The organism is Synechococcus sp. 63AY4M2, assembly GCF_002760475.1.
In the GTDB taxonomy this organism is placed as follows: Bacteria; Cyanobacteriota; Cyanobacteriia; order Thermostichales; family Thermostichaceae; genus Thermostichus.
Map to the genome: position 1 here is coordinate 808,340 of NZ_AXUX01000001.1, position 20,843 is coordinate 829,182.

The window sequence follows — 20,843 nt, forward strand, 5'->3', positions numbered from 1 at the left end:
CAGCATGGTGCTCCAAAAACGGCCAGAAAGCTGCGGGACATCATCCTGCGCTCCGACCTGCCCGGGTGGGTGAAGGACGCCCCCTGCCACATCAAGCAGAACGCGGTCGTCGAGGCGTGGTTGGCGTTCCGCCGAAGCAAAGACGCGAGGTTTCGCAGTGTGCGGGACAGGTCGCATACGCTGCAATTCAACGCCGGCAACTTTCGCAATGGGACGTGGTATCCGAAACTCACCCGAGGTTTGGCGTTCCGCGCATCCGAGGAGATGCCCAGAGAATGGGCACGTGGAACTGAGCTAATGCGGGTGAAAGACAGATGGTATGCCATCTTTCCTGAGCCCGTGAACGAGCAGTGTTCGTTAGCAAAGGGGGTGATCGCACTTGACCCTGGAGTAAGAAGCTTCCTTACAGGGTTTGATGGGGCGGGCTTTGTAGATATCGCCAAGGGAGACTTTGGCAGGATCGTTCGGCTGTGCTACCACCTAGACGATCTGCAATCTAGGCTGAGTAAAGCACCGAGACTCAAGCGTAGGCGAATGCGGCAAGCGGCGTTTCGTCTGCGGGAGAGAATCAGGAACTTGGTGGACGAGTGCCATCGCAAGGTAGCGGCGTTCCTAACGGATAACTACCGATTGATATTCCTCCCCACTTTCGAGTCAGCCAAGATGGTTGCCAAGGCAGGGAGGAAGTTTGGTAGCAAGACAGCAAGGGCGATGCTCACCTGGGCGCACTACCGGTTCAAGCAGCTCCTGAAGTTTCAAGCCAAGAAGAAAAACGTGGTTGTCGTGGAAGTATCGGAAGCGTACACCAGCAAAACCTGTACCAAGTGCGGGCACATCCACACCAAGTTGGGTGGCGCAAAGGTGTTTAGATGCCCAAAGTGCAACCATAGGCTACCACGAGATTGGCAAGGCGCTCTGGGTGTTATGCTCAGGGCTTTGCGGGATACCGCCTTTCTGTTTGGACTCCGTCCGAGTAGCGCGGTCGCGTCAGCGTCGCGTAGTGACAACGGAAACGGACAGAATGCTATCGCTTCACCGCTGAGCAGTAATGCTCAGCAGTGTTCAGCGTAAATGTATCAGATTCTTGCCAAAGGATCCCATACGGCGATTACGACAACAGACGGCAAGATCGCGCTGGTGCCAAAAGAAAAAGAGAACCTTAAGCTGACGGCCGCCGAAGCCATTAACTTGATGTTCTACGTCGTCCGCTCTGCCGACCCCCCAGAAGCAGTGATGGCACAACTGCAAGAGGCCGTTGCCAAGGCGCAAGCCCCTGATCCCGCCGAAGAACGCGCCAGAAGATATCGAGAAATCCGCGGAACTTAGCAGAAGCCGGTCGAGTCGGTTGCTCCAGGGCTCTCTGGACTAACTCGAGTTCCAGAATCAGAGGCTGGCAGGGCTGAGGGGAACCAATTTCCCGTCCGTAGTCAACCCCAGCAGCATCGGCTCCTGTGGCTGGATGGCCTGGCCAGTGAGGGCGCAACGCTGGGGCCGCTGAGCCGTGGCGGGGAAACTGGCCTGAATATCCTCGGCGGTGAGGGTGGCAGCCTCTTGAGAGTGGCGCAAGACATAGCCCCAGAGAATTTCGCGGATCAAGGCCTGGTAGCCCTGGCCGCCGGCCAACGCCTTCAGTCGTTGCTTCAGTTCCCGCTCCAGACGAATGCTGGTCACCTCCATCTCGGTGGTGGGAGTGCGAGGGTGGGCGTGGGCATGCATGCAGGGATCCTCTCCAAAGGCTTATACTACTCCTGTAGCACAAGGTGAGCACTGAGAGCATTCTAGGTGTAGAGATTTTGCCGCAGGTTTTATGGTTGAGCCGATCCCACCTCGTCGCCGCGCCTTAGAGCACCTGCTGAACCGGTTGGGGTTCAAGGATCCCGCCTGGCTGGAGCAACTGCGCTGGGATCTGTTGGATCAAGCTTTGATTCACCCTTCTCTGGATGGCCAGCGCAACAACGACCGGCTGGAGTTCTTAGGGGATTCTGTCCTGCGCATTTTGGCCACTGAGTTCTTGTTCCAGTCCTATCCCCACTTGTCGGTGGGAGAGCTGACCGCAGTTCGCTCGGATCTGATCAGCGATGCCCACCTGGCGGAACTGGCGGATCTGCATGGCCTAGAGCGCTACCTTGAGGTGGGATCCAGCTCCCAAAACGACCTGGCCGGACGGGAGCGGCGCTTAGCCGATGCTTTTGAGGCGGTGTTGGGATCCCTATACCTGAGCTGGGGCATGCACACCCTGGCCCGGCTGCATCCTTGGCTGGATCCCTACTTTCGCCAACGGGTGGAGCAGTGGTTCCAGGATCCCACTCGGCGCAACCCGAAAGCCGCGCTGCAGGAACTGACCCAACGCCTATGGGGCACCTTGCCGGAATATCGTCTGGTGGCTGCCCGGGAACACCCGCCGCACTTCACCATGGAAGTTTGGGGCCACGGCCAATGTTGGGGCCGCGGCGAGGGGCGCTCCAAAAAGGCGGCAGAAATGGCCGCTGCGGCCCAAGCCTACGGGCACTTGCAGTCGCAGGAAATAAGGTAGGCGCCACTACGAGGCGCTCCATGGGTGGCAACCGCTGTGGTAGCCGGCCTCTGCTTCCGGCACCGCCAGCCCGCTTCTACGGGGAGTTCTCGCCTCATCTCGCCTGCAGCTGCAAGCTGGGATCTGCATTGCCCAGCTTTTTGGGGGTTAGGCTGACAAGGGGGCAGAGCAGCGGCAGCCTGAGAGAGATGAGAGCGTTGAACCTAAGCTAGACCTAGCCAACGGTGCAACAAGAGTATGGATCCAAAATTGGAACAGCGCGCCCGCGAGCTGCGCGCTCTGCTGCAGAAGGCCAGCATTGCCTACTACGTCCACGATGCCCCCATTCTGGAAGACAGCGTTTACGACCGCCTCTACCGCGAGCTGCAGGAGCTGGAGCGGGCCTACCCCGAGCTCATCACCCCCGACAGCCCCACCCAGCGGGTAGGGGAAAAGCCCGCCGAGCAGTTCCCCACCGTTTCCCACCGCATCCCCCTCTACAGTCTGGAAAACGCCTTCAACCTGGAAGAGCTAAAGGAATGGCAAGAGCGCCTGTGGCGGGTTCTGGGGCGCACCCCTGAGGAAGGGGAGCTGGAATATGTGTGCGAGCTGAAAATTGACGGCGCTGCCCTGGCTCTTACCTATGTGGATGGGCTGCTGCAGCGGGGGGCCACCCGCGGCGATGGACAGTCAGGTGAGGACATTACCCCCAATATCCGCGCCATCCCTTCTATTCCCCTGCGCTTGGCAACCGCCGCTCCCCCGCCGGTCCTGGAGGTGCGAGGAGAGGCCTATCTCCCCATTGCTGAGTTCGAGCGCATCAACCGGGAGCGATGCTCCGCCGGGGATCCCCCCTTTGCCAACCCGCGCAACTGCGCCGCCGGCACCTTGCGCCAGTTGGATAGCCGCGTGGTTGCCGCCCGCAAGCTCAGCTTCTTCGCCTATGCCCTCCACTGGCCGGAGGGGTGGCCAAGCGGGGATCCCCCCCAAACCCAGTGGGAGTGTCTGCAGCGGCTAAAAGACCTGGGATTGCCCGTCAATCCTCTGTCCCAGGTGTGCCGGGGCCTCGAGGAGGTGGTCCAGTTCTACGAGCGGTGGCGGCAGGCCCAGCTTCCCTATGCCTGTGACGGTGTGGTAGTGAAGCTCAACTCCCTGCGGCTGCAAGAGGAGGCCGGCTTTACGCAAAAATTCCCCCGCTGGGCCATTGCCCTCAAATACCCTGCCCAGGAAGTCCCCACCCGCATTCGCGCCATCGTGGCCAGCGTAGGCCGCACCGGAGCCGTCACGCCGGTGGCGGAGCTGGAGCCGGTTCTTCTGGCGGGCACCACCGTCAGCCGCGCCAGCCTGCACAATGCCGATCGCCTGGAAGAGCTGGATGTCCACATCGGCGACACCGCCATCGTGCGCAAGGCCGGGGAGATCATCCCTGAGGTGGTGGGGATCCTCAAGGAGCTGCGCCCCCCCGATGCCGTTCCCTACCGCCTGCCCAGCCACTGTCCCGAGTGCGGCACCCTTTTGGTTCGCCCTGCCGGCGAGGCGATAACCCGCTGCCCCAACCCAGCTTGTCCGGCCAAGATCAGGGGGCAACTGCAGCACTGGGCCAGCCGCGACGCCATGGATATCGAGGGCCTGGGGGAAAAGCGGGTGGCCCAGTTAGTAGAAAAGCTGGGGGTGCGCACCGTGGCCGATCTCTACCGCCTCACCCCGGAACACTTGGAGAGCCTGGAGGGGATGGGATCCCGTTCCAGCCAGAAGCTGGTGCAGGCCATCCAGCGCTCCCGTCAACAGCCCTGGGAGCGCGTGCTCTACGGGCTGGGGATCCCCCATGTGGGGGTGGTGACCGCCCAGATTTTGGCCCAGCATTTCCCCGCCCCAGAACTCTTGGCCCAGGCCAGGGCTGAAGACATCGCCCAAATCTACGGGATAGGGGCGGAAATTGCCGAGGCGGTGGTGGCCTGGTTTGCCGATCCCGCCCACCAGAAGTTGCTGCAGGAGCTGCGGGAGCTGGGGATCCCTGCCCTGCCCCGGCAAGCGGCCCCTGCCGTCTCCCAGGTTCTGGCTGGGAAGAAGTTTGTCATCACCGGCACCCTGCCTACTCTCTCCCGCCAGCAGGCCAAGGCTTGGATTGAAAGCCGCGGCGGCAAAGTGACCGCCAGCGTCAGCCGCCAAACCGACTATGTGGTGGTAGGGTCGGATCCCGGCTCCAAACTCAAGCAGGCCCAGGCTTTGGGGATCCCTCTCCTGAGCGAGGCGGAGCTGCTGGCGTTGGATCCGAAGTGATCTCCATCCTTGACGAGAAAAAATTTGGGAAGGCCGGCTTGTCCTCGCCCTGGCGATGGTTTATCATGCGATTCTGTGAGGAGTGGACGCCAGAGGGGGAAGAGGACGAAACACGGACAGTCCCTTCCCCTTTTTGGTGCTCAAGATCTACCCTGGTTCCGCTCCAGAGGGTATCCAACCGAACCAAAAAGCCCACTTGCTTCCGACGACCGTCTCTGCCAGAGTTAGGAACATTCCACTATCATGAGAGTAGCGGAGACGCATGTTTCCGTTCACTCCTCACACCATCCGCCGCTCGACGTCGAGTCGGGCGGTTTTCTTATCAACTTTCTATCCAATCGCCGCAGAGCTATCCTCTACAGCCGGCTTAGGAAGCCCACAAGCTGGAAGGAAGTGCTAGACTAGTAGGTCAGTAAGTTCTGTCCCTTCAGTATTCCTACGCCTCTGCGGCCGCGCCCCACGTTTAAGCAGCACCAGAGCGTCCTGTCTTTCCTGGAATTCGCCGAACACAATAGCCAAGAGCAAACAGCAACGAGGATCCCATGGCCAAGCATGACTCCCACCTGAGATGCTCCTTCTGTAATAAGTCCCAGGATCAAGTGCGTAAGTTGATTGCGGGGCCGGGGGTCTACATCTGCGACGAGTGTGTGGAGCTGTGCAACGAGATTTTGGAGGAGGAACTCTACGACGGCAATACCCCACCTGCCACAGCCCCTGCTGCCAGCCGTCGCGAAACCCCTAGAAAATCCTCTCGCAGCTTGCCTTCTCTGGCACAGTTGCCTAAGCCGCGCGAGATCATGCGCTACCTTGACCAGTACGTGATTGGCCAAGAGAAGGCCAAGAAGGTTCTGTCGGTGGCGGTTTACAACCACTACAAGCGGCTGGCTGCTAAGGCCAACCCCAACAGCCTCGGAGCTGCGGAGCTGGATGAGGTGGAACTGCAAAAGTCCAACATTTTGGTCATTGGCCCCACCGGCTCCGGCAAAACCCTGCTGGCCGAAACCCTGGCCCGCATGTTGGATGTGCCCTTTGCCGTTGCCGATGCCACTACCCTCACCGAAGCCGGCTACGTCGGCGAAGATGTGGAAAACATCCTGTTGCGCCTGCTGCAGGTGGCGGACATGGATGTGGAAGAAGCCCAGCGCGGCATCATCTACATCGACGAAATCGACAAAATTGCCCGCAAGAGCGAAAACCCTTCCATTACCCGCGACGTTTCCGGCGAAGGGGTGCAGCAGGCTTTGTTGAAGATGCTGGAGGGAACTATTGCCAACGTGCCTCCGCAGGGAGGGCGCAAGCACCCCTACCAAGACTGCATTCAAATCGACACTTCCAACATTCTCTTCATCTGTGGGGGCGCTTTTGTCGGCCTGGAGAAGGTGATCGAGCAGCGCATTGGCAAAAAGTCGATGGGCTTTATCAAGCCAGGGGAGCAGCTAGCAGTTACCCGTGAGCAACGCCTGGCCGATGCCCTCAAGGCGCTGGAGCCGGAGGATTTGATCAAGTACGGCATGATCCCAGAATTCATAGGGCGGCTGCCGGTGGTGGCTACCCTGGATCCCCTGGACGAGAAGGCCCTCGAGGCCATCTTGACGCAGCCTAAAAATGCCATCCTCAAGCAGGCCCAGAAGCTGTTGCGCATGGACGGGGTGGAGCTAGAGTTCGAGCCGGCTGCCATTTCTGCCATTGCCAAGGAAGCCTACCGTCGCAAAACGGGGGCGCGGGCGCTGCGGGCCATTGTGGAAGAGCTAATGCTGGACGTGATGTACGAGGTTCCCTCTCGCCGGGATATCAAATACGTGCGCATCACGGCCGAGATGGTGGAGCGCCGTTCCACGCACGAGCTGATCCCTCACCCTTCCACCCTGCCTAAACCTGAGTCTGCCTAGGGTCACAGCCCTGCTGGATCCCGCTGCGTCGGCATATGATCAGTGTTTGGTCTTGCAAGGAAGGGCAAGGGGGCGCATGGGGCGGGCGGATCGCGAGTATGCGGTGATCGGTCTGGGACGCTTCGGCACGAGCTTGGCCCTCACGCTGATGGAGCGAGGGCACAATGTTTTGGGGATCGACCGCAGCCGGGAGATTGTGCAGCGTCTGGCGGATCAGCTAACGCAGGTGGTGGCGCTGGATTCCAGCGATGAGGATGCCCTGCGGGCGGTGGATATTCTCTCCTTCGACACCGTGGTGGTGGCCATCGGCAGCGATTTCGAGAGCAATCTGTTGACGACGGTGGCCCTCAAGAGTTTGGGGGTGCGCAACGTGGTTTGCAAGGCTTCGACAGAGCGGCAACGCTCGATTCTCTTGCGGGTGGGAGCGGATCGGGTGGTGTTGCCGGAGCAGGAGGCGGGGCGACGTTTGGCTCAGGTGCTGACGGCACCAGGGATCCTAGATCAATTGGAGCTGGAGCCGGGTTACAGCATCACCGAGCTGGAGGTGCCGGAGGCGCTGGTGGGCCATACGCTGGCGGAGTCGGACTTGCGTCGCCGCTTCGGCATCACAGTTTTGGTGGTGAAGCGAAAACAATCGTTGGTGGTTTCTCCCCCGGCAGATTACCTGCTGGAGAAGGGGGATCTGCTGGTGGTGCTGGGGGCCAATACCAACATCTCGCGGCTGAACGAGATGTAACGGGGGATCCGATGAGAGAGGGCTGCGTCCCGCCGCCGCAACCCGAGGGGGCTGAGGGATGGGTGTCTCCCCGATCTTCAGGAACCCCTCGCCCGACGCTGCCTCAGTCCTCTTGGATCCCGGCCAGTCGCTTACACCGGCTCTTTTTTGGGGACAGGCGTCGCCCGCTGCCGCCGCCCCTGCGCCTGGTCGCGGGGTTGGGCCTGCTGGCGGTGGTGGGGACTTTGCTACTGATGCTGCCGGGAATTGGGCGCGGGGATCCCTTGAGCTGGAATGAGGCGCTGTTTACGGCCATGTCCGCCCTGAGCGTAACGGGTCTCTCGACGATTGTGGCGGCGGAGGATCTCACTTTGTTCGGCCAGATCGTGTTGCTGCTGTTGATCCAAATTGGCGGGGTCGGCTTCATGGTGCTGGCGGTGGTGGTCTTTCAACTGCTCGGGCGGCGCATTTCCCTGCTCAACCGCTTGGCGCTGTGCAACTCGCTGGGCCTGATCGATCCGGGGGCTATTCTCGAATTGACGCGGCGGGTGTTGATCGGGGTCACCCTGATTGAGCTGGGCGGAGCTTTGCTGCTCTGGGTGCACTGGCGGGATCTCTACGGGCCGGAGCGAGCAGTTTTTCTGGCGATTTTTCACGCGGTCTCGGCCTTTTGCAATGCGGGGTTTGATCTATTTGGCGCCGAAGGGATCCCTACGGATGGCCTGTCGCTGGCGATCTTGGCGGCTCTGATTTTTATCGGCGGCTTGGGCATCCCGGTTTTGTCGGATCTGCTAACTTGGCCCCGGGGCCACCGCCCCTCTCTGCACACCCGCATCACCCTGGTCGTGGTGGTGGTCTTGCTCTGCACGGGCGGACTGGGGATGTTCTTGGCCGAGAGCTTGCCCCAGGGATCCTTGCAGGAGGTAAGCTGGCCCCGCCGCTTGGGCCTGACATTTTTTCAATCGGTTTCGGCCCGTACCGCCGGGTTCGCCGGGATCCCCATTGAGGATTTGACCCCGGCAAGTCAGTTGTTGCTGATGGCTCTCATGTTTATCGGGGCAGCTCCGGCTTCCATGGGGGGTGGCATCACCACCGGCACCTTGGCAGTGTTGGTGTTGGCCTTGTGGGGCTATGCCCGCGGTTTGCCCAGCGCCCAGATTGCGGGGCGCAGTTTGGATCCCTCGATGGTGCGCAAGGCAGCAGCGGTGTTGACCGTCTCTCTGTTCGTGGTGCTATTGGCAACTTGGCTGATCTTAATTACCCACCACCACAGCAGGCTGGATCCGGTGCTCTTCGAGGTCATCTCCGCTTTTGCTACCTGTGGCCTCTCGACGGGGTTCACGGGGGAGCTGAATTTGTTCGGCCAACTGATTATCGTTTTGGTGATGTTCTGGGGCCGGCTGGGGGCGTTAACCATTGTCCTGGCTTTGGCCCAGCAGCAACCGCGTCAGTTGGTGATCTACCCGGAAGAGCCAATTTTAATCGGGTAATCTCCTGACCAGAGGACAAGGAAATCCAAAGGGGGAGAGTAGAGGTTGGAGGTGGTTCCCCAGCTCACAGCCCCGCCGGGAAATCTCCAGCTTCCCTCGGAGGCAGCCCCGAGGTTTCCCCCAAGCGGCCTCCGCTAGACTGAGTAACAGGTAACCTCAGCTACACCCTCGTTGTCCCTTGCGTATTGGGAGCTTTCCGTGTCCAAGTTCCTCCTAATCGGTTCTACCGAACCTTTCAGCGGCAAGTCGGCGGCTGTCTTGGGTTTAGCCAAGCATCTGCAGCAACAAGGAGTGAAAATTACTTATGGGAAGCCGCTCGGATCTTGCGCCCGGGAGGATGAATCCCCGGAAGGGATAGACCCGGATATGCGCTTTGTAGCGGAGACGCTGCGGCTGACCCAGATGCCACCCATGCTTTTCCAGCTCGACGAAGAGGCGTTGCTGACCCATATCCAGCAGTCTCCGGGGGAGCCAGATCCCGCGCGCTCTGTCGCCCCTCTGCTGAAGTTTGCCACGGGATCCGCTGCGGATTTGATCCTGCTAGAGGGCCCGGCCGATCTCTACGAGGGCGAGTTGTTCGGCCTCTCCCTGGCCAAAATGGCCCAAGCCCTGGATGCTCAGGTACTGCTGATCAGCCGCTACCATTCCCCTTTGGCGGTCGATTCTCTTCTCTTTGCCCACCGCCAACTGGGATCCCATTTGGCCGGCGTGCTGCTCAACGATGTGCCACCCGACCAGATGGAGCCGGCAAAGACCATCGTTCGACCCTTTCTGGAGGCGCAAGGGATCCCGGTTTTGGGCATTTTGCCCTCCCACCGCATTTTGCGCAGCATCAGCGTTGGGGAGCTGGCGCGGCAACTGGAGGCCGAGGTGCTCTGCTGCCCGGATCGGATGGACTTGATGGTCGAAGACATCGCGGTGGGGGCGATGAACGTCAACTCCGCCTTGAAGTACTTCCGCAAGCTGGAGCACAAGGCGGTGATCACCGGCGGCGACCGCACTGATATTCAACTGGCCGCCCTGGAAACCTCCACCCTCTGCCTAATCTTGACCGGCAAGCTGCCTCTGGATCCCCGCATCCGGGCGCGGGCCGAAGAACTGGAAGTGCCGATCCTCTCCGTGGATCTGGATACCTTCACCACCATCAATCGCATCGAGCGGGTTTTCGGCCAGATCCGCCTGCACGAGGAGGTTAAGGTTCGCTGCATCCAGGAGTTAATGTCAGCAAACTTTGACTTTTCCCGCCTTTATGCCCATCTGGGCCTGACACAATCCCTAGCGTCGGCAGCAGGTGCATAAAAAAGTTATCTAGGGCTTCTCTACATCTAGCCCTTAGTAAGGCATATGTTCAGATGAGAAACACTATCTGTAACCAAGGGGGAACAGATTTTCTCTACCGTCCTGATTTCTAGTGTCTGGCGCTTGCTCCCGTTTGCAATGATTTCTGCAAGAAAACGCAGAGATCGTTTGCCATTTGCGGCTACCCACCGGCTTCAAGAGATATCATGCAAGTATTCATCACCTCAACACACCACTCCTCCCCCAGCTTTTCTGGGGGTTTTTATTCGCGCTGTTTGGCCAAATAACTCGGCTTCTGATGCCTCTACAGGCTTATGCTGCCGGTAGCGCGAAAAGATACTTTTCCAGCCACGACGGCGCCGACAGGCCCTCCAGGGGGTAGAATGCAGTTGCCGGTGTCGGCTAGGGATCCCATCATGGCCAAGAGCTTACGTCCGGGCAACCGCCAAGTAGCACCTCCCCCACGGCTGGCCGATTGCCCTCCTAGTGGCATTTTTACCGACGGGGGCTGTTCCCCCAATCCAGGGCCAGGGGGATGGGCGGTGGTGGTGGTTGAGGATGACCAGATTGTGGATGAGTTTTACGGAGGGGATCCCGCCAGCACCAACAACCGTATGGAATTGACCGGCCTCATTCGGGCTTTGCAATATTGTCGCGACACCCAGAGCAACAGCATAGACACCATCTACAGCGATTCCCACCTTTGCGTACAGACCTACAACGATTGGATGGAGCGCTGGGCAGCGCAGGGGTGGCGGCGGCGCACGGGGCCGGTGGAAAACTTGGATCTGGTGCAGGAGCTGTATCAACTCAAGCAGCAGTGCCCGCAGGTGCGGGTGGCCTGGATCCCGGCCCATCGGGGTCTGCGCTGGAACGAATATGTGGATGAGCTGGTCGCCCGCGCCCGACCCAAGTAATTCTAATTCATCGCCTCACGGCAGAGTGCAAGACTTCCTGAACCGTTCTGGCCATGCGCTCCCAGGTAAAAGACTTGACCCACTCCAAGCCTTTGCTGATTTTTTCAGCGCGCAGCTTCGGATCCAAAACTTGAGCCATGGTATCTGCCAAAGAATCCTCTACGTAAAACGCAGCATCTCCTCCCGCTTCCACCAAGGCAGAGTTGGGATAGATGATGACAGGGGTTCCACAGGCCATGGCCTCCAATACCGGTAGCCCAAATCCTTCATAGGCACTTGGGTAAACCAGAGCTACAGCATTCTGGTAGGCATGAACCATGCCCTGTAGATCTAGGCGAGCGCTGAAGACAGGCTGAGGAGCTGCAGCTTGCCGGTAGGTCTCTGGAACAAACGACCCATAGGTGCAAAGGACAGGAAAGGGCTTGTAAGACCACTGCTGATAAGCCTCGAAGAACAACTCGTGTCGTTTGTAGGTTCCTTGCGAGCATTGAATGAGTAGCCAGTGTTTGGGGGTAGCCGAGGGATCCGGCTTGAACACACTGGTGTCAACTCCGGGGTGAGCTACCACCGCCTCTTTCCCAGTTAGGCGAAGGAGGTCACGGGCCGTGTTTTGGCTAACCGCTATGATGCGAGTGGCTACTTCAAGGGCGGCGTGCTTTTGGCGCCACATGGGATCTGCCAGATCCCAACCCAGTAGCTCTGGGATCATGTCATGGAGCAGGAGCACCTGCGGAATGTCAGAGGGCAGGTATGTATGGTAGGTGCTCATAAAAACATCAGCCCCCGACCAAGCAAAGGCTTGCCGCAACTCAGGATCATCCCAGTAGGCGTAGCTAAAGGGATGTCCCTGCATTCTCTCTACACCTTGGGGTAGCTCTCCTATGCCGCCCCGATCGTAGAAAGTAACGCGAATCCCAAAGCGGGGCAATTCTCGCAGTAGGTTGCGCCAAACCGTGGCAATACCACTTTGGGCAAATTGGAAGAACACTCCATCCACAAACAGGTGAAGACGCTCCCGCACCTCTACCACTAAGGGATCCCCGTATGCCCAGGGGAAAAAGGGCTGCAGCGAGCAGGGCTTTTCCGCTTTTTGCAGCTCTTCCCAGGCTTTTACGGCCCCTTGATAGCCGTAGTAGGACTCCTTAAACTCCACCTGCTTTCGCAACGCATAGGCATAGTGGTCAAACACTAAGCCCTCTGCTTCTGCTTGGTCTGCAGTCAAAACCTTCTTAGGAACCTGTCCATTTCGGGTTAATATGGGCGGCTCGTGAGTTTGCCACTCACACTCAGCGGGATCCCACCTCCAAACTCGCCACCGCTCCATCTGAGGGTTGTTGCCCCACTTGCCTTTGTTGTCCAACACAAGATTGGGGCCCACAAAGTAGCGACAGTAGAACTGAGCTGCCTCTAAACTGGGGTCTGCTTCAAATCGTCGATGCACCCGTCGGATTTGTTCAGCTGTCCAAATCTCATCAGCATCCAACTGCCACAGCAAGCAGGGATAATCAGGCTGAGCTGCCCTGACCATTTCGATTTGGCCATCCCAAAACTGGCCATCAGGCTTCTGAACCAGCCGAACACGGGTATCCTTGGCCGCCAAGTCTCTCAAGTATTCAACTGTGCCATCTAAGCTGTGCCCTTGAGCATACTCCTCAGGGATCCGGCCACCGTTGGCCAAACTCCACCCTGTGTCATGCCGCAAGGCAGCAACGCCCTCGACCACCACCCATTGCCAGGGGATCCCTAACCTATCCAACTGACAGAGAACAGGGTAGTGGCGCTCAATGTAGGGTTGTCCATCCAATACAATGGTGAAGAAATGAATAGGAAGGGTAGCTTTAATATCCTTAAAGATGGCAAAGCCGTTGCGGGCATTTCCCCAGCGAATCAGTCGGTAGCCACAGCTAGGAAGCTCCCTGAAAGAGCGGTTGTTCTTGAAAGCAAGGATATCATTCAAGGCAATATACTTGGGACGAGCACCCCGCTCTATGAAGGCTTGCAGGTCGTACCAGCCTGTAAACTCGCCACCGTCGATGAGAAGAAGATCGGGATTGGGAACTTGACTTGCCCCATCCGTGGGAACAGACTTGAGTAAGTCTTCATCCCCCCGACGCCACTGTAAAGCCTGCTCTCGACCATAGGGAGCCCAAATGCTAGAGCCAGATTCCAACCATTCTTCCACCTCCTCCACTGTAGCAATCCTAGGTTGGGCAGCAGCGTGAATGGGAATACAGCGGGGATCCTCGCTTACCCTCTTAGCCAGCTCCCTGTAGCGCTCAGGATGAGCTTCTATGCTGTAAATACGAGCAGATTTGGGAAGAGCATATCGCAAAACAGCTGTGGATCCTTCTCCACTACTGGCCCCTACCTCGACCACCACCCGCAGGGAGGGATCCCTGCAAATTTCTGCAAGAGCTGCTCCAAAAGGCTCATCTAGCCGGATTTCTGGTGGGATATACCACTCTGGCCAGGCGGAGTCGCCGTTCCGTTTCTGATTGACCCAGCGGCCATACGCAGCAGCAGCTTCTCGATGATAGAAGGAACTGGCTGTGGGTAAAAAGGCATCAGCCTCCTCCTGAGAGAGGTCACGAAGGTATTGAGTAACCTGAAATAGCCACAGGCGCGCCACTTCCTCGCCTGTCTGGGGATCGTAAAGAGAGTTGATAAAGGCATTTGGAGGCCAATCTTCTAGAATTTGCTTCAATACCAACCACACCCAATCCTCTTCCCCAGCTCTAGCGAAGCAGTCAAGGCTGTGCGCCAGCAGCTGAAGTCTATGGTGGTGGTGTACAGGAAGCTTTAGGGCTTCCTCCCGCATGCGTTCTGCAACAGGTTGATAGACAATCGACAGAACTTGCAAAAGTCGCTTTGTCTGTGGCCACAATAACCCTTCTAGAGATCCACCTCTGTACCTTTCTGCAAACTCAGGAGCGATGGAAAGAGCAATGGTCTCTAGGAGAATTGAGGGAATACCTTCTTGTTCGGCCTGGGCAAAAAAGGCAGAGTAGGATCCTTGCCAAAATAAAGTTCCCAGCTGTTCAAAGTTGATGGCTTGCGTCACAGCTAATGACCCCCATTGCTCTTCCTGCTAGAGAGAAGGAGTAGCTCTGCTTAAGCTCAAGCATAGCAAGGATTGCAACTTCTGGCAAAGGGAGAAGTGTCATTGCCTGGGGAAAAGCAACATGTACAGGAAAGCTTCAAGTTTGTTGCAGGAAATGTTCAACTGATAACTATTCCTGTCTTGGCTGCTATCGCCGCGGGGCAAGCATTTCGTGGACTTTGGTTCACTACAGCTCCTCCAGGCCGAGTTTGGGATCTTTGGATCTTATTACGCTACAGCCTATTAAGAGGCTACAGGATACAGCCGTAAGCCTGCCTGTTCTGGACTCATCGGAATCAAGCCTCAGAAACACGACGTTTTGTATCCCTTGATCTGTGAACAGGCCGTAGGTTTACTCACAATTTAGACTATCTTGTTAGAATATCTTGACTTGTGCTAGAGTGATCCGTTTTTTCACTTACAGAAAATTTGGGTTTGCAGGCTCATGCCTAGATGCTACGATTGGCTATATCCACTAGCTGCTTAGGTAGCCGCCATGCAACTACAGCTTCATTCTCGGCTGCGACCTCTCTCTCTGACGTTGATGGCGGTGGGGGGCTCTTGGCTCCTGGGATCCTGCCAACTTAGAGGGCCACAGGTAGAGTTGCCCGGCGATGTTCTGCCGGAAACCGCGCTGGTTCCCCAGTCGGCGCCCCTGGTGCTGACCTTTTCTACCCAACCGGAAGAATCTTTTCGCACTCACCCTGACCTTTTGGCCCAGTGGGAGAGCTGGACGGCAGAAGCTTTGGCTGAAACCGGCAAGGAGTTCTCTCGGGAAGAGATGCAAGCTTGGGCTGGCGAGCAATTCACGATGGCAGTGGTGATCCCCAATCTGGTGCCCGGAGCTGCCGAGCCGGTGCCTGGGATCCTGTGGGGAGCCAGCACCCGCAACGCTGATTTGTCTGGGCAATTCTTGGCCCAGGTGCGGCAACAGGCAGCAGCAGAAGGGGCCAACTTCGAGCAGCGCCAGGAGCAGGGGGTCACCCTCTATGTGCAAACCAACGGGGAGCCGGGCGAGCGGTGGGTGACTGCTGAGTTTGGCAACCGTTTTGTGGCGGTGGCCAACGACCCGAGGGTGATGCAGCAGGCGATTGCTGTGTATCGCGGCGAAGCAGAGCCGATTGGCCGCTCCGAAAGTTTCCGCACCGCTGTTGGCGATCTGTATAAGAGCGGCACGCTGGCCTTTGCCTACTTCAACTTCCAGGCTTTGCAGGAGGATCCCGAATCTTTCAAAGACTGGATGCAGGATCTGGATCCGGCGACGCTGGGATCCCTGCAACCCCTGCGCTCTTTGGCCATGGCTGCCCACTGGCAGGAGCAGGGCCTGCGGCTGCGCATGTTGACCCAGACCGATCGGAAAACCCAGGGGCAGGGAGGGTGGCAACCGGCTCGCGGCGAACTTATTCAGCGGCTGCCCGGCAATGCCCTGGCGGTGCTGACCACCCAACAGATCGCCCAGCGCTGGCAAGCCGTTATGCCTGAGCTGGAAAAAGATCCGCCGGTCAAGGAGTCGTTAGAGGAGCTGCGGGCTGAGTTTCGCGCCAATACCCGTTTGGACTTGGAAAAAGATCTGCTGGCTTGGATGGATGGGGAGATGGCCCTGCTGGTGGCACCGGATGCCCAGGCCCATCCCCTGTTGCAGGGCATGGGAGCAGCCTTGGTGATCGAGACCAGCCAAAAAGACAAGGCCAACGCGGCCCTGACTCAGTTGGATCGGCTGGCCCAAGAATCCGGAGCACGGGTAACGGAGGCGGGTGGGCAGGTGATCTGGGCGGATCCCTTGTTTAACCGCCCGCTTTTGACCCGCGCCTGGGAAGGCAACTATTTGATCGTGACCAGCAGCACGGCGGCGCTGCAAACGCTTGCCCAACGCCAGGGCAATTTGCTTCCCCAAACCGAGCCGCTGAAAACCCTCTACGATCAGTTGCCCAAGCCCAACTACGGCTACTTTTTGCTGAATTGGCAAGGGATCCGAACAGTGCTGGAGGCCACACTACCGGGTGGTTTGGCAGGCTTGGAGCCGGAGGCCCGTGAGCTGCTGACCCGCATCGATGGGCTGGGGATTACCAGCTACCCTGCCGGGGATCACGCCTTTGGGGTGGAGCTGCTGGTCACCGTGCCGCCCAAGCCACAGCCGTAAGCTCTTTCCCCCCTCTCCCTTGGGGAGAGGGGCTGGGGGTGAGAGCTACAGCCGAATCAAGCCATAGGTGAGAGCATAGCGCACCAGCTCGGTGCGGCTGCTGGTGCCTGTCTTGTTCAGCAGGCGGGTGACGTATTTTTCCACGTTGCGCACGCTGGTTTGCAGCTGCTTGGCAATCTCCTTGTTCATCAGCCCTTCTGCCACCTTCTCCAACACCTGTTGTTCCCGCGGCGTCAGCTCTACCTTGATGGGTGGGGGCAAGGGAGTTGGGGCGGGGGGCTGAGAGGGACCGGTTGGGGGAAGAGTTCGCTCTGCCAGAAGCGCCCGAATGGAGGCCAGCTCGCGGGCGACCACTTCAGAAGGACTGGCTGCTCGGGATCGCTCAATGAGATTGGAGACGATGGCCACCAGCTCCTCCGGGTCGAATGGCTTGGGCAAATAGGCATCGACACCGGCCCGGTAACCCTGGATGCGGTCGGCGGTCATCCCCTTGGCGGTGAGGAAGACCACGGGCAGGTGGCTGTAGGGATCGAGTTTTCGCACTTGCGCCAAAAATTGGTAGCCGTCCATGCCCGGCATCATGATGTCGGAAATAATCAACTGTGGCTGCGTCGTGCTGAGCAGTTGCAGGGCTTGCTGGGCATTGGCAGCCGGGATCACCTCAAAGCCGCTGTCTTCTAGATAGGCTTGCACTGCTTCCCGCAAGCCTGGCTCGTCATCCACCAACAAGATGCGGGCCCGTGCCGAGGCAGGTTCGGATTTGGCTTGAGCGAAGGGGGCCATTGTGCAGCTCCTGGATAGCTTTCAAGATTTTGGCTGGAAGAGACATACCTGCTCCATTTAAGCCCTACTGGGCCGTGAGCAATCTGAGGCGGAAGCAGGAGCCCTGGGGGGAGCTTTCCACCTCGAGATCTCCTCCCATTTGGGCGGCCAAGTCGCGGCTGATGGCCAACCCCAGCCCCTGCCCCGGCTTGGAGGGATCGGCGCGAAAAAACGGATCGAAGATCCGCTCCAGGTTCTCAGGATGGATGCCGGGGCCGTTGTCGCAGACGGCGATCCACACCTCCTGGCAAGAGGAGGCGCTTGAGCCTCTCGCTTCCTCGGCGGGCTTGACCTCTACCCTGAGCTGGATATCGCCGGGGGGCGGGGTGTACTTGCAGGCGTTGTCGATTAAGTTATCCAACACCTGGCGCAGGGCGCGGGGATCTGCCAGTACCGGCGGCAGGAAAGGGGGAAGAACGGCCTGAAAGCGATGTCCCTGCGCTTCCGCCAGGGCCTGATAAATAGGGCTCCACTCCCGCAGCAGGTCGGCCAAGGAGAGGGGCCGAAGTTGGAGAGGAGCCGGGATCCCGTCCAAGCGCTCCAGCTCCGCCAGCAGATCCTGCAGATGCTTGCACTCCTGTTCAATGCTCAGGCCAATCCAGTGGTTGCGATCGTCGGGGGGCAGACGCTTTTGCAACAACTTGGCCAGCGTGCTCAGGGCGGTTAGAGGATTGCGCATCTCGTGGAGCAAGGTGGAGAGCTGCTGGGCAGATAGAGTGATCCCCCCGCCAGGCCTGGGATCCCCGCCCCCACAGACGGGCTCAGGCTCTGGGTGAGGTTCGGCAACTTTTTTCGCTCTCGGCATGGATCCCCTCTTTCAACTCTCCTGGAGCAAGCAAATCGATCCTAGCCCCATCCTCCCTGGGATTTGCCACTTCAGACCGGCTCCAGGCCGGCGGACTAGAGCTGGCGGGGTAAGTAGATATTGAGAATTTCCCCTTGCCGAGCCCGATGGCGCACAGTGAGATAGCCCCCCAAAGCTCGGAACAGGGTTCGGGCTACTGGCAGGCTGAGGCTAATGGCCCCGGTATCTGGCTGCACCACCAACAACTGGCCAATTGGCTGAGGGGACTTAAGTTCCAGGCTAGGGGTGTCGCTCCCCTCGGGGGTGTTTACCTGGAACTGCAGCTTCACCAGCTCGCCAGCGCTGAGCAATTGGGCGCGGATGCCGCTGCCAGCGGGAGTACTACGGGCTAGGCGGTCGATAATTCCAAATAGCACCGCCTCCAGGGCTTTGGGATCGCTGACCACATCGGGCAGCTCGGCAGGGATCTCCAACTCCAAGCGGGATCCCCGCCGTTCCACCTGTTCCTGCCAGCGGGGCAGGTTTTGCCGCACCAAGTCCACCAGCGCAATCGGCTCCAGTTGCAACCGACGTCCCTCGCCTGGCGTGGCAGCGGGCATGACCGTTTCTGTGGCCTGGAAAAACAGACCGAAACGGTTGATTTGCTCGGTGCACTCGCGGTCGATCTTCTCCACGTATTCCCGCACCCGCGGTGGCAGGTCGCGCCGCTTCAGGATGAGGCTGACCAAGGTGCGGATGGTGCTGAGGGGCGTCTGGATCTCGTGGATGAGAGCCCGCAACAACTCCGCCTCCGAGAGGCTGCCCGCTTGCTCTGGCTCGGCTTGGGGAGCGGAGGAGCGGCCGTGGGCGGGAGGCTCAGGCGCCGGCGAGGAAGCGGAAGATGAAGAAGCCGGGATCTGCCTTGCTGCTGGTGGCGGTGGAGGCACAGCGGCAGCCTCCTGTTCTGCCCTGGCAGGGGGCAGGCGGGCGGGCGGGGATCCAAACTCGGCCAGGTTACCCAGCAGAAGGAAGCTGCTGAAGCGGGCCAACACCCGTACATGCGGCTGCATCAGGGGATAGTGGCGGGCCAACTCCTGCCAAGCGGCCAGCCGGTCTGGCCTGCCCTGTTGAACCCGTTGCTCCAGGCTCTGCCAGGCTCGTCGGATCACCTCCGGCTCAAAAGAGACCATCATCCCCCTCTGCCGGGTGTGGGGATGGTGACCCTGGGCAGCTACTGCCGAAAAAACAGGGGTGAGCAGCAACAGAAAAGGCTCCTCCACCAGTGGATCCCGCGGCAGGAGAGGGATCACCGTCTGCCCAGGGGTGAGGATTGACTCAGGGGAAAAATCCGGGCTGAACAACCAGGGGGGTTCCCGTGCCGGCTCCCAAGAGTGGCGGGGAAGATGCAGCGCATCCATGGGCAGCGGCAGTTGGGGTAAGGGATCCTGCACCACCCAAGGGGGCCACCAGGAGACCGGCCCCCCGATCACCACGCCAAACTGTCCAACCTCTTGCCATAGCTGGAGCAGGGCTGCCACCGTCTGCTGCCAAGAGCGCTCTCCCGCCCCCGGCAACCATTCTGGCAAGGGTAGAGCGGCCCACAAGGCTTCCATCAAGGACAGAAATCGGCGGCTGTTCACGGATCCCTTTGATCCCACCCTTCCCCTGTAGGCTAGCGGTTGTGGAGCTTCTAGGACAGCGGAAAACCTCACCTTCTCCAGGGCGGATCCCCGTCTTGCTCACCCAATCCGTCCATCTGGCAGAGTCGCCCCGCGCAGGTTGGCTCCCGCGAGGTTGGCGGTGCTGAGGTCGGCGCGGGTGAGGATGGCCTCGCGGAGATCGGCATTTTCCAGGTTGGTGCGGCCCAGATAGGCATCCACCAGGCTGGCCGATCTCAGGTCGGCCCCGGCCAGGTTAGCCCGACTCAGATCCGTCCGCGCCAGCTTGGCCGAGCGCAGGCAGGCGGCGGAAAGATCGGCTCCCGCCAGATCTGCCTCGCTGAGGTTGGCTTCCGCCAAGTTGACCTGGCTGAGCATGGCTTCCTTCAAGTTGGCCCGCCCCATCTGCACCCCCTGTAGGTCCCCGCCCAGAAAGGAAGCTCCCCTCAGGTCGGCGTTGCTGAGGAGGGCCCCGCGCAAACAGGCCCGCTGTAGGTTGGCTCCCTGTAAGTGGGCTCCGATTAAACTGGCCTCTTTGAGATTGGCCCCCCTTAGGTCGGCCCGCGTCAAATCCGCTCCCGCCAGGTTGGCCCCGCTCAGGTCGGCGCGGCTGAGATTGGCGCTGCGCAGCATGGCTGCCCGGCGACTCTCGAAACGGAGATTGGCCCCCCGCAGGCAAGCCCCCCCCAGGTTGGCGCTGGTGAGGTTGGCCCAGCGCAGATCCGCCTCTAGCAAGTTGGCGTCGATCAACAGAGCCAGCGCCAAGTTAGCCCCGTGCAAGTCCGCCCCTTGCAACGTGGTGCCGTGCAAATGCGCATCTCTGAGATCTGCCTCGCTCAGGTCAGCCTGGCTGAGGTTGGCCCCACTGAGATTCGCTCCCACCAAGTTGGCCTTCTGCAGCTTGGCCCGCCCCAGGTAGGCAAAGATCAAGTTGATACCATGCAGGTCGGCCTGAGAAAGGTCTATCCCGATCAAATCCGCTCGGCTCAGATCCAGAGCGGCCAGGTTCTCGCCTGCAAAGTTAACCCGTCCTGCCCGGTACAGTCGGAGCAGATCTTTGGCATCCATTGGCATCCATAGAATCCATGGAAGAGAGCTGATCCCGCGCTCATGGCCATTCTAAAGCGAGACACTGCACTGGAGCGCCAGCATTATCGGCTCTAGGGAAGGCAAAGGACTTGGCCTCGCCGGCGCGACCAAAAAAGTAGGGTGGCCGCCAGGGTAACAGCAGAGCGGT

At 59.5% G+C, this 20,843-nt stretch carries 16 protein-coding genes; 10 read left to right on the forward strand and 6 right to left on the reverse strand.

All coding sequences use genetic code 11. The features are described 5' to 3' along the window. Nucleotides 1-1,071: RNA-guided endonuclease TnpB family protein (locus SYN63AY4M2_RS03610; RefSeq protein ID WP_099887212.1), on the forward strand; the 1,071-nt coding region annotated here is incomplete at its 5' end. Then, entirely contained in the window at nucleotides 1,072-1,326 is a 255-nt protein-coding gene (locus SYN63AY4M2_RS03615; protein ID WP_099812345.1) for a hypothetical protein, read from the forward strand. 57 nt (nucleotides 1,327-1,383) lie between these two features. Here the strand turns inward: SYN63AY4M2_RS03615 and SYN63AY4M2_RS03620 are convergent, their stop codons facing one another. Continuing rightward, nucleotides 1,384-1,716, reverse strand: a complete 333-nt coding sequence (locus SYN63AY4M2_RS03620) for a hypothetical protein (RefSeq protein WP_011429695.1) — start codon at nucleotides 1,714-1,716, stop codon at nucleotides 1,384-1,386. 91 nt (nucleotides 1,717-1,807) lie between these two features. Between SYN63AY4M2_RS03620 and rnc the strand changes: the two genes are divergently transcribed. From rnc to SYN63AY4M2_RS03655, 7 genes are all read left to right on the forward strand, one after another. Continuing rightward, on the forward strand, nucleotides 1,808-2,533 hold the full coding sequence (gene rnc, locus SYN63AY4M2_RS03625) for a ribonuclease III (RefSeq protein ID WP_011429694.1): 726 nt from the start codon (nucleotides 1,808-1,810) through the stop codon (nucleotides 2,531-2,533). A gap of 237 nt (nucleotides 2,534-2,770) precedes the next feature. Next, nucleotides 2,771-4,792 carry an NAD-dependent DNA ligase LigA gene (gene ligA / locus SYN63AY4M2_RS03630; protein WP_011429693.1) on the forward strand — a complete coding sequence of 674 codons (2,022 nt, stop codon included), beginning with the start codon at nucleotides 2,771-2,773 and terminating at the stop codon, nucleotides 4,790-4,792. Between the two features lie 542 nt (nucleotides 4,793-5,334). Then, complete coding sequence (clpX, locus tag SYN63AY4M2_RS03635) at nucleotides 5,335-6,681, forward strand: ATP-dependent protease ATP-binding subunit ClpX (protein WP_011429692.1); 1,347 nt, start codon at nucleotides 5,335-5,337, stop codon at nucleotides 6,679-6,681. Between the two features lie 76 nt (nucleotides 6,682-6,757). After that, nucleotides 6,758-7,417, forward strand: coding sequence for a TrkA family potassium uptake protein (locus tag SYN63AY4M2_RS03640; RefSeq protein WP_011429691.1), 660 nt, complete (start codon nucleotides 6,758-6,760; stop codon nucleotides 7,415-7,417). Nucleotides 7,418-7,479: 62 nt separating this feature from the next. Then, nucleotides 7,480-8,886: a potassium transporter TrkG gene (locus SYN63AY4M2_RS03645; protein WP_240527719.1), complete on the forward strand. Its 1,407-nt coding sequence runs from the start codon at nucleotides 7,480-7,482 to the stop codon at nucleotides 8,884-8,886. Between the two features lie 198 nt (nucleotides 8,887-9,084). Further along, entirely contained in the window at nucleotides 9,085-10,185 is a 1,101-nt protein-coding gene (locus tag SYN63AY4M2_RS03650; RefSeq protein ID WP_011429689.1) for a phosphotransacetylase family protein, read from the forward strand. A 416-nt stretch (nucleotides 10,186-10,601) separates the two neighbouring features. Further along, complete coding sequence (locus SYN63AY4M2_RS03655) at nucleotides 10,602-11,102, forward strand: ribonuclease H (RefSeq protein ID WP_011429688.1); 501 nt, start codon at nucleotides 10,602-10,604, stop codon at nucleotides 11,100-11,102. 7 nt (nucleotides 11,103-11,109) lie between these two features. Here SYN63AY4M2_RS03655 and SYN63AY4M2_RS03660 read toward each other — a convergent pair whose 3' ends face one another. Next, on the reverse strand, nucleotides 11,110-13,818 hold the full coding sequence (locus SYN63AY4M2_RS03660) for a glycosyltransferase (RefSeq protein WP_168175101.1): 2,709 nt from the start codon (nucleotides 13,816-13,818) through the stop codon (nucleotides 11,110-11,112). An 880-nt stretch (nucleotides 13,819-14,698) separates the two neighbouring features. Here SYN63AY4M2_RS03660 and SYN63AY4M2_RS03665 point away from each other — a divergent pair. Continuing rightward, nucleotides 14,699-16,342 carry a DUF3352 domain-containing protein gene (locus SYN63AY4M2_RS03665; RefSeq protein WP_099835619.1) on the forward strand — a complete coding sequence of 548 codons (1,644 nt, stop codon included), beginning with the start codon at nucleotides 14,699-14,701 and terminating at the stop codon, nucleotides 16,340-16,342. Nucleotides 16,343-16,387: 45 nt separating this feature from the next. Here SYN63AY4M2_RS03665 and SYN63AY4M2_RS03670 read toward each other — a convergent pair whose 3' ends face one another. From SYN63AY4M2_RS03670 to SYN63AY4M2_RS03685, 4 genes are all read right to left on the reverse strand, one after another. Further along, on the reverse strand, nucleotides 16,388-17,125 hold the full coding sequence (locus SYN63AY4M2_RS03670) for a response regulator transcription factor (RefSeq protein ID WP_099887214.1): 738 nt from the start codon (nucleotides 17,123-17,125) through the stop codon (nucleotides 16,388-16,390). Nucleotides 17,126-17,189: 64 nt separating this feature from the next. After that, nucleotides 17,190-17,969: a HAMP domain-containing sensor histidine kinase gene (locus SYN63AY4M2_RS03675; protein WP_011429685.1), complete on the reverse strand. Its 780-nt coding sequence runs from the start codon at nucleotides 17,967-17,969 to the stop codon at nucleotides 17,190-17,192. 95 nt (nucleotides 17,970-18,064) lie between these two features. Then, nucleotides 18,065-19,588 (reverse strand): histidine kinase dimerization/phospho-acceptor domain-containing protein, encoded by a 1,524-nt coding sequence (locus SYN63AY4M2_RS03680; protein ID WP_041438144.1) that lies wholly within the window; start codon nucleotides 19,586-19,588, stop codon nucleotides 18,065-18,067. Between the two features lie 99 nt (nucleotides 19,589-19,687). Beyond that, a complete protein-coding gene (locus tag SYN63AY4M2_RS03685; RefSeq protein ID WP_168175102.1) occupies nucleotides 19,688-20,674 on the reverse strand; it encodes a pentapeptide repeat-containing protein in 987 nt (328 codons plus the stop codon). Nucleotides 20,675-20,843 lie beyond the last annotated feature (169 nt).

What these genes read in the sequence shown, in the direction of transcription:
- SYN63AY4M2_RS03615 (WP_099812345.1), top strand. Translation starts at nt 1,072, where the DNA reads ATGTATCAGATTCTTGCCAAAGGATCCCATACGGCGATTACGACAACA.
- SYN63AY4M2_RS03620 (WP_011429695.1), bottom strand. Translation starts at nt 1,716, where the DNA reads ATGCATGCCCACGCCCACCCTCGCACTCCCACCACCGAGATGGAGGTG.
- rnc (WP_011429694.1), top strand. Translation starts at nt 1,808, where the DNA reads ATGGTTGAGCCGATCCCACCTCGTCGCCGCGCCTTAGAGCACCTGCTG.
- ligA (WP_011429693.1), top strand. Translation starts at nt 2,771, where the DNA reads ATGGATCCAAAATTGGAACAGCGCGCCCGCGAGCTGCGCGCTCTGCTG.
- clpX (WP_011429692.1), top strand. Translation starts at nt 5,335, where the DNA reads ATGGCCAAGCATGACTCCCACCTGAGATGCTCCTTCTGTAATAAGTCC.
- SYN63AY4M2_RS03640 (WP_011429691.1), top strand. Translation starts at nt 6,758, where the DNA reads ATGGGGCGGGCGGATCGCGAGTATGCGGTGATCGGTCTGGGACGCTTC.
- SYN63AY4M2_RS03655 (WP_011429688.1), top strand. Translation starts at nt 10,602, where the DNA reads ATGGCCAAGAGCTTACGTCCGGGCAACCGCCAAGTAGCACCTCCCCCA.
- SYN63AY4M2_RS03665 (WP_099835619.1), top strand. Translation starts at nt 14,699, where the DNA reads ATGCAACTACAGCTTCATTCTCGGCTGCGACCTCTCTCTCTGACGTTG.
- SYN63AY4M2_RS03670 (WP_099887214.1), bottom strand. Translation starts at nt 17,125, where the DNA reads ATGGCCCCCTTCGCTCAAGCCAAATCCGAACCTGCCTCGGCACGGGCC.
- SYN63AY4M2_RS03675 (WP_011429685.1), bottom strand. Translation starts at nt 17,969, where the DNA reads ATGCCGAGAGCGAAAAAAGTTGCCGAACCTCACCCAGAGCCTGAGCCC.
- SYN63AY4M2_RS03685 (WP_168175102.1), bottom strand. Translation starts at nt 20,674, where the DNA reads ATGGATGCCAAAGATCTGCTCCGACTGTACCGGGCAGGACGGGTTAAC.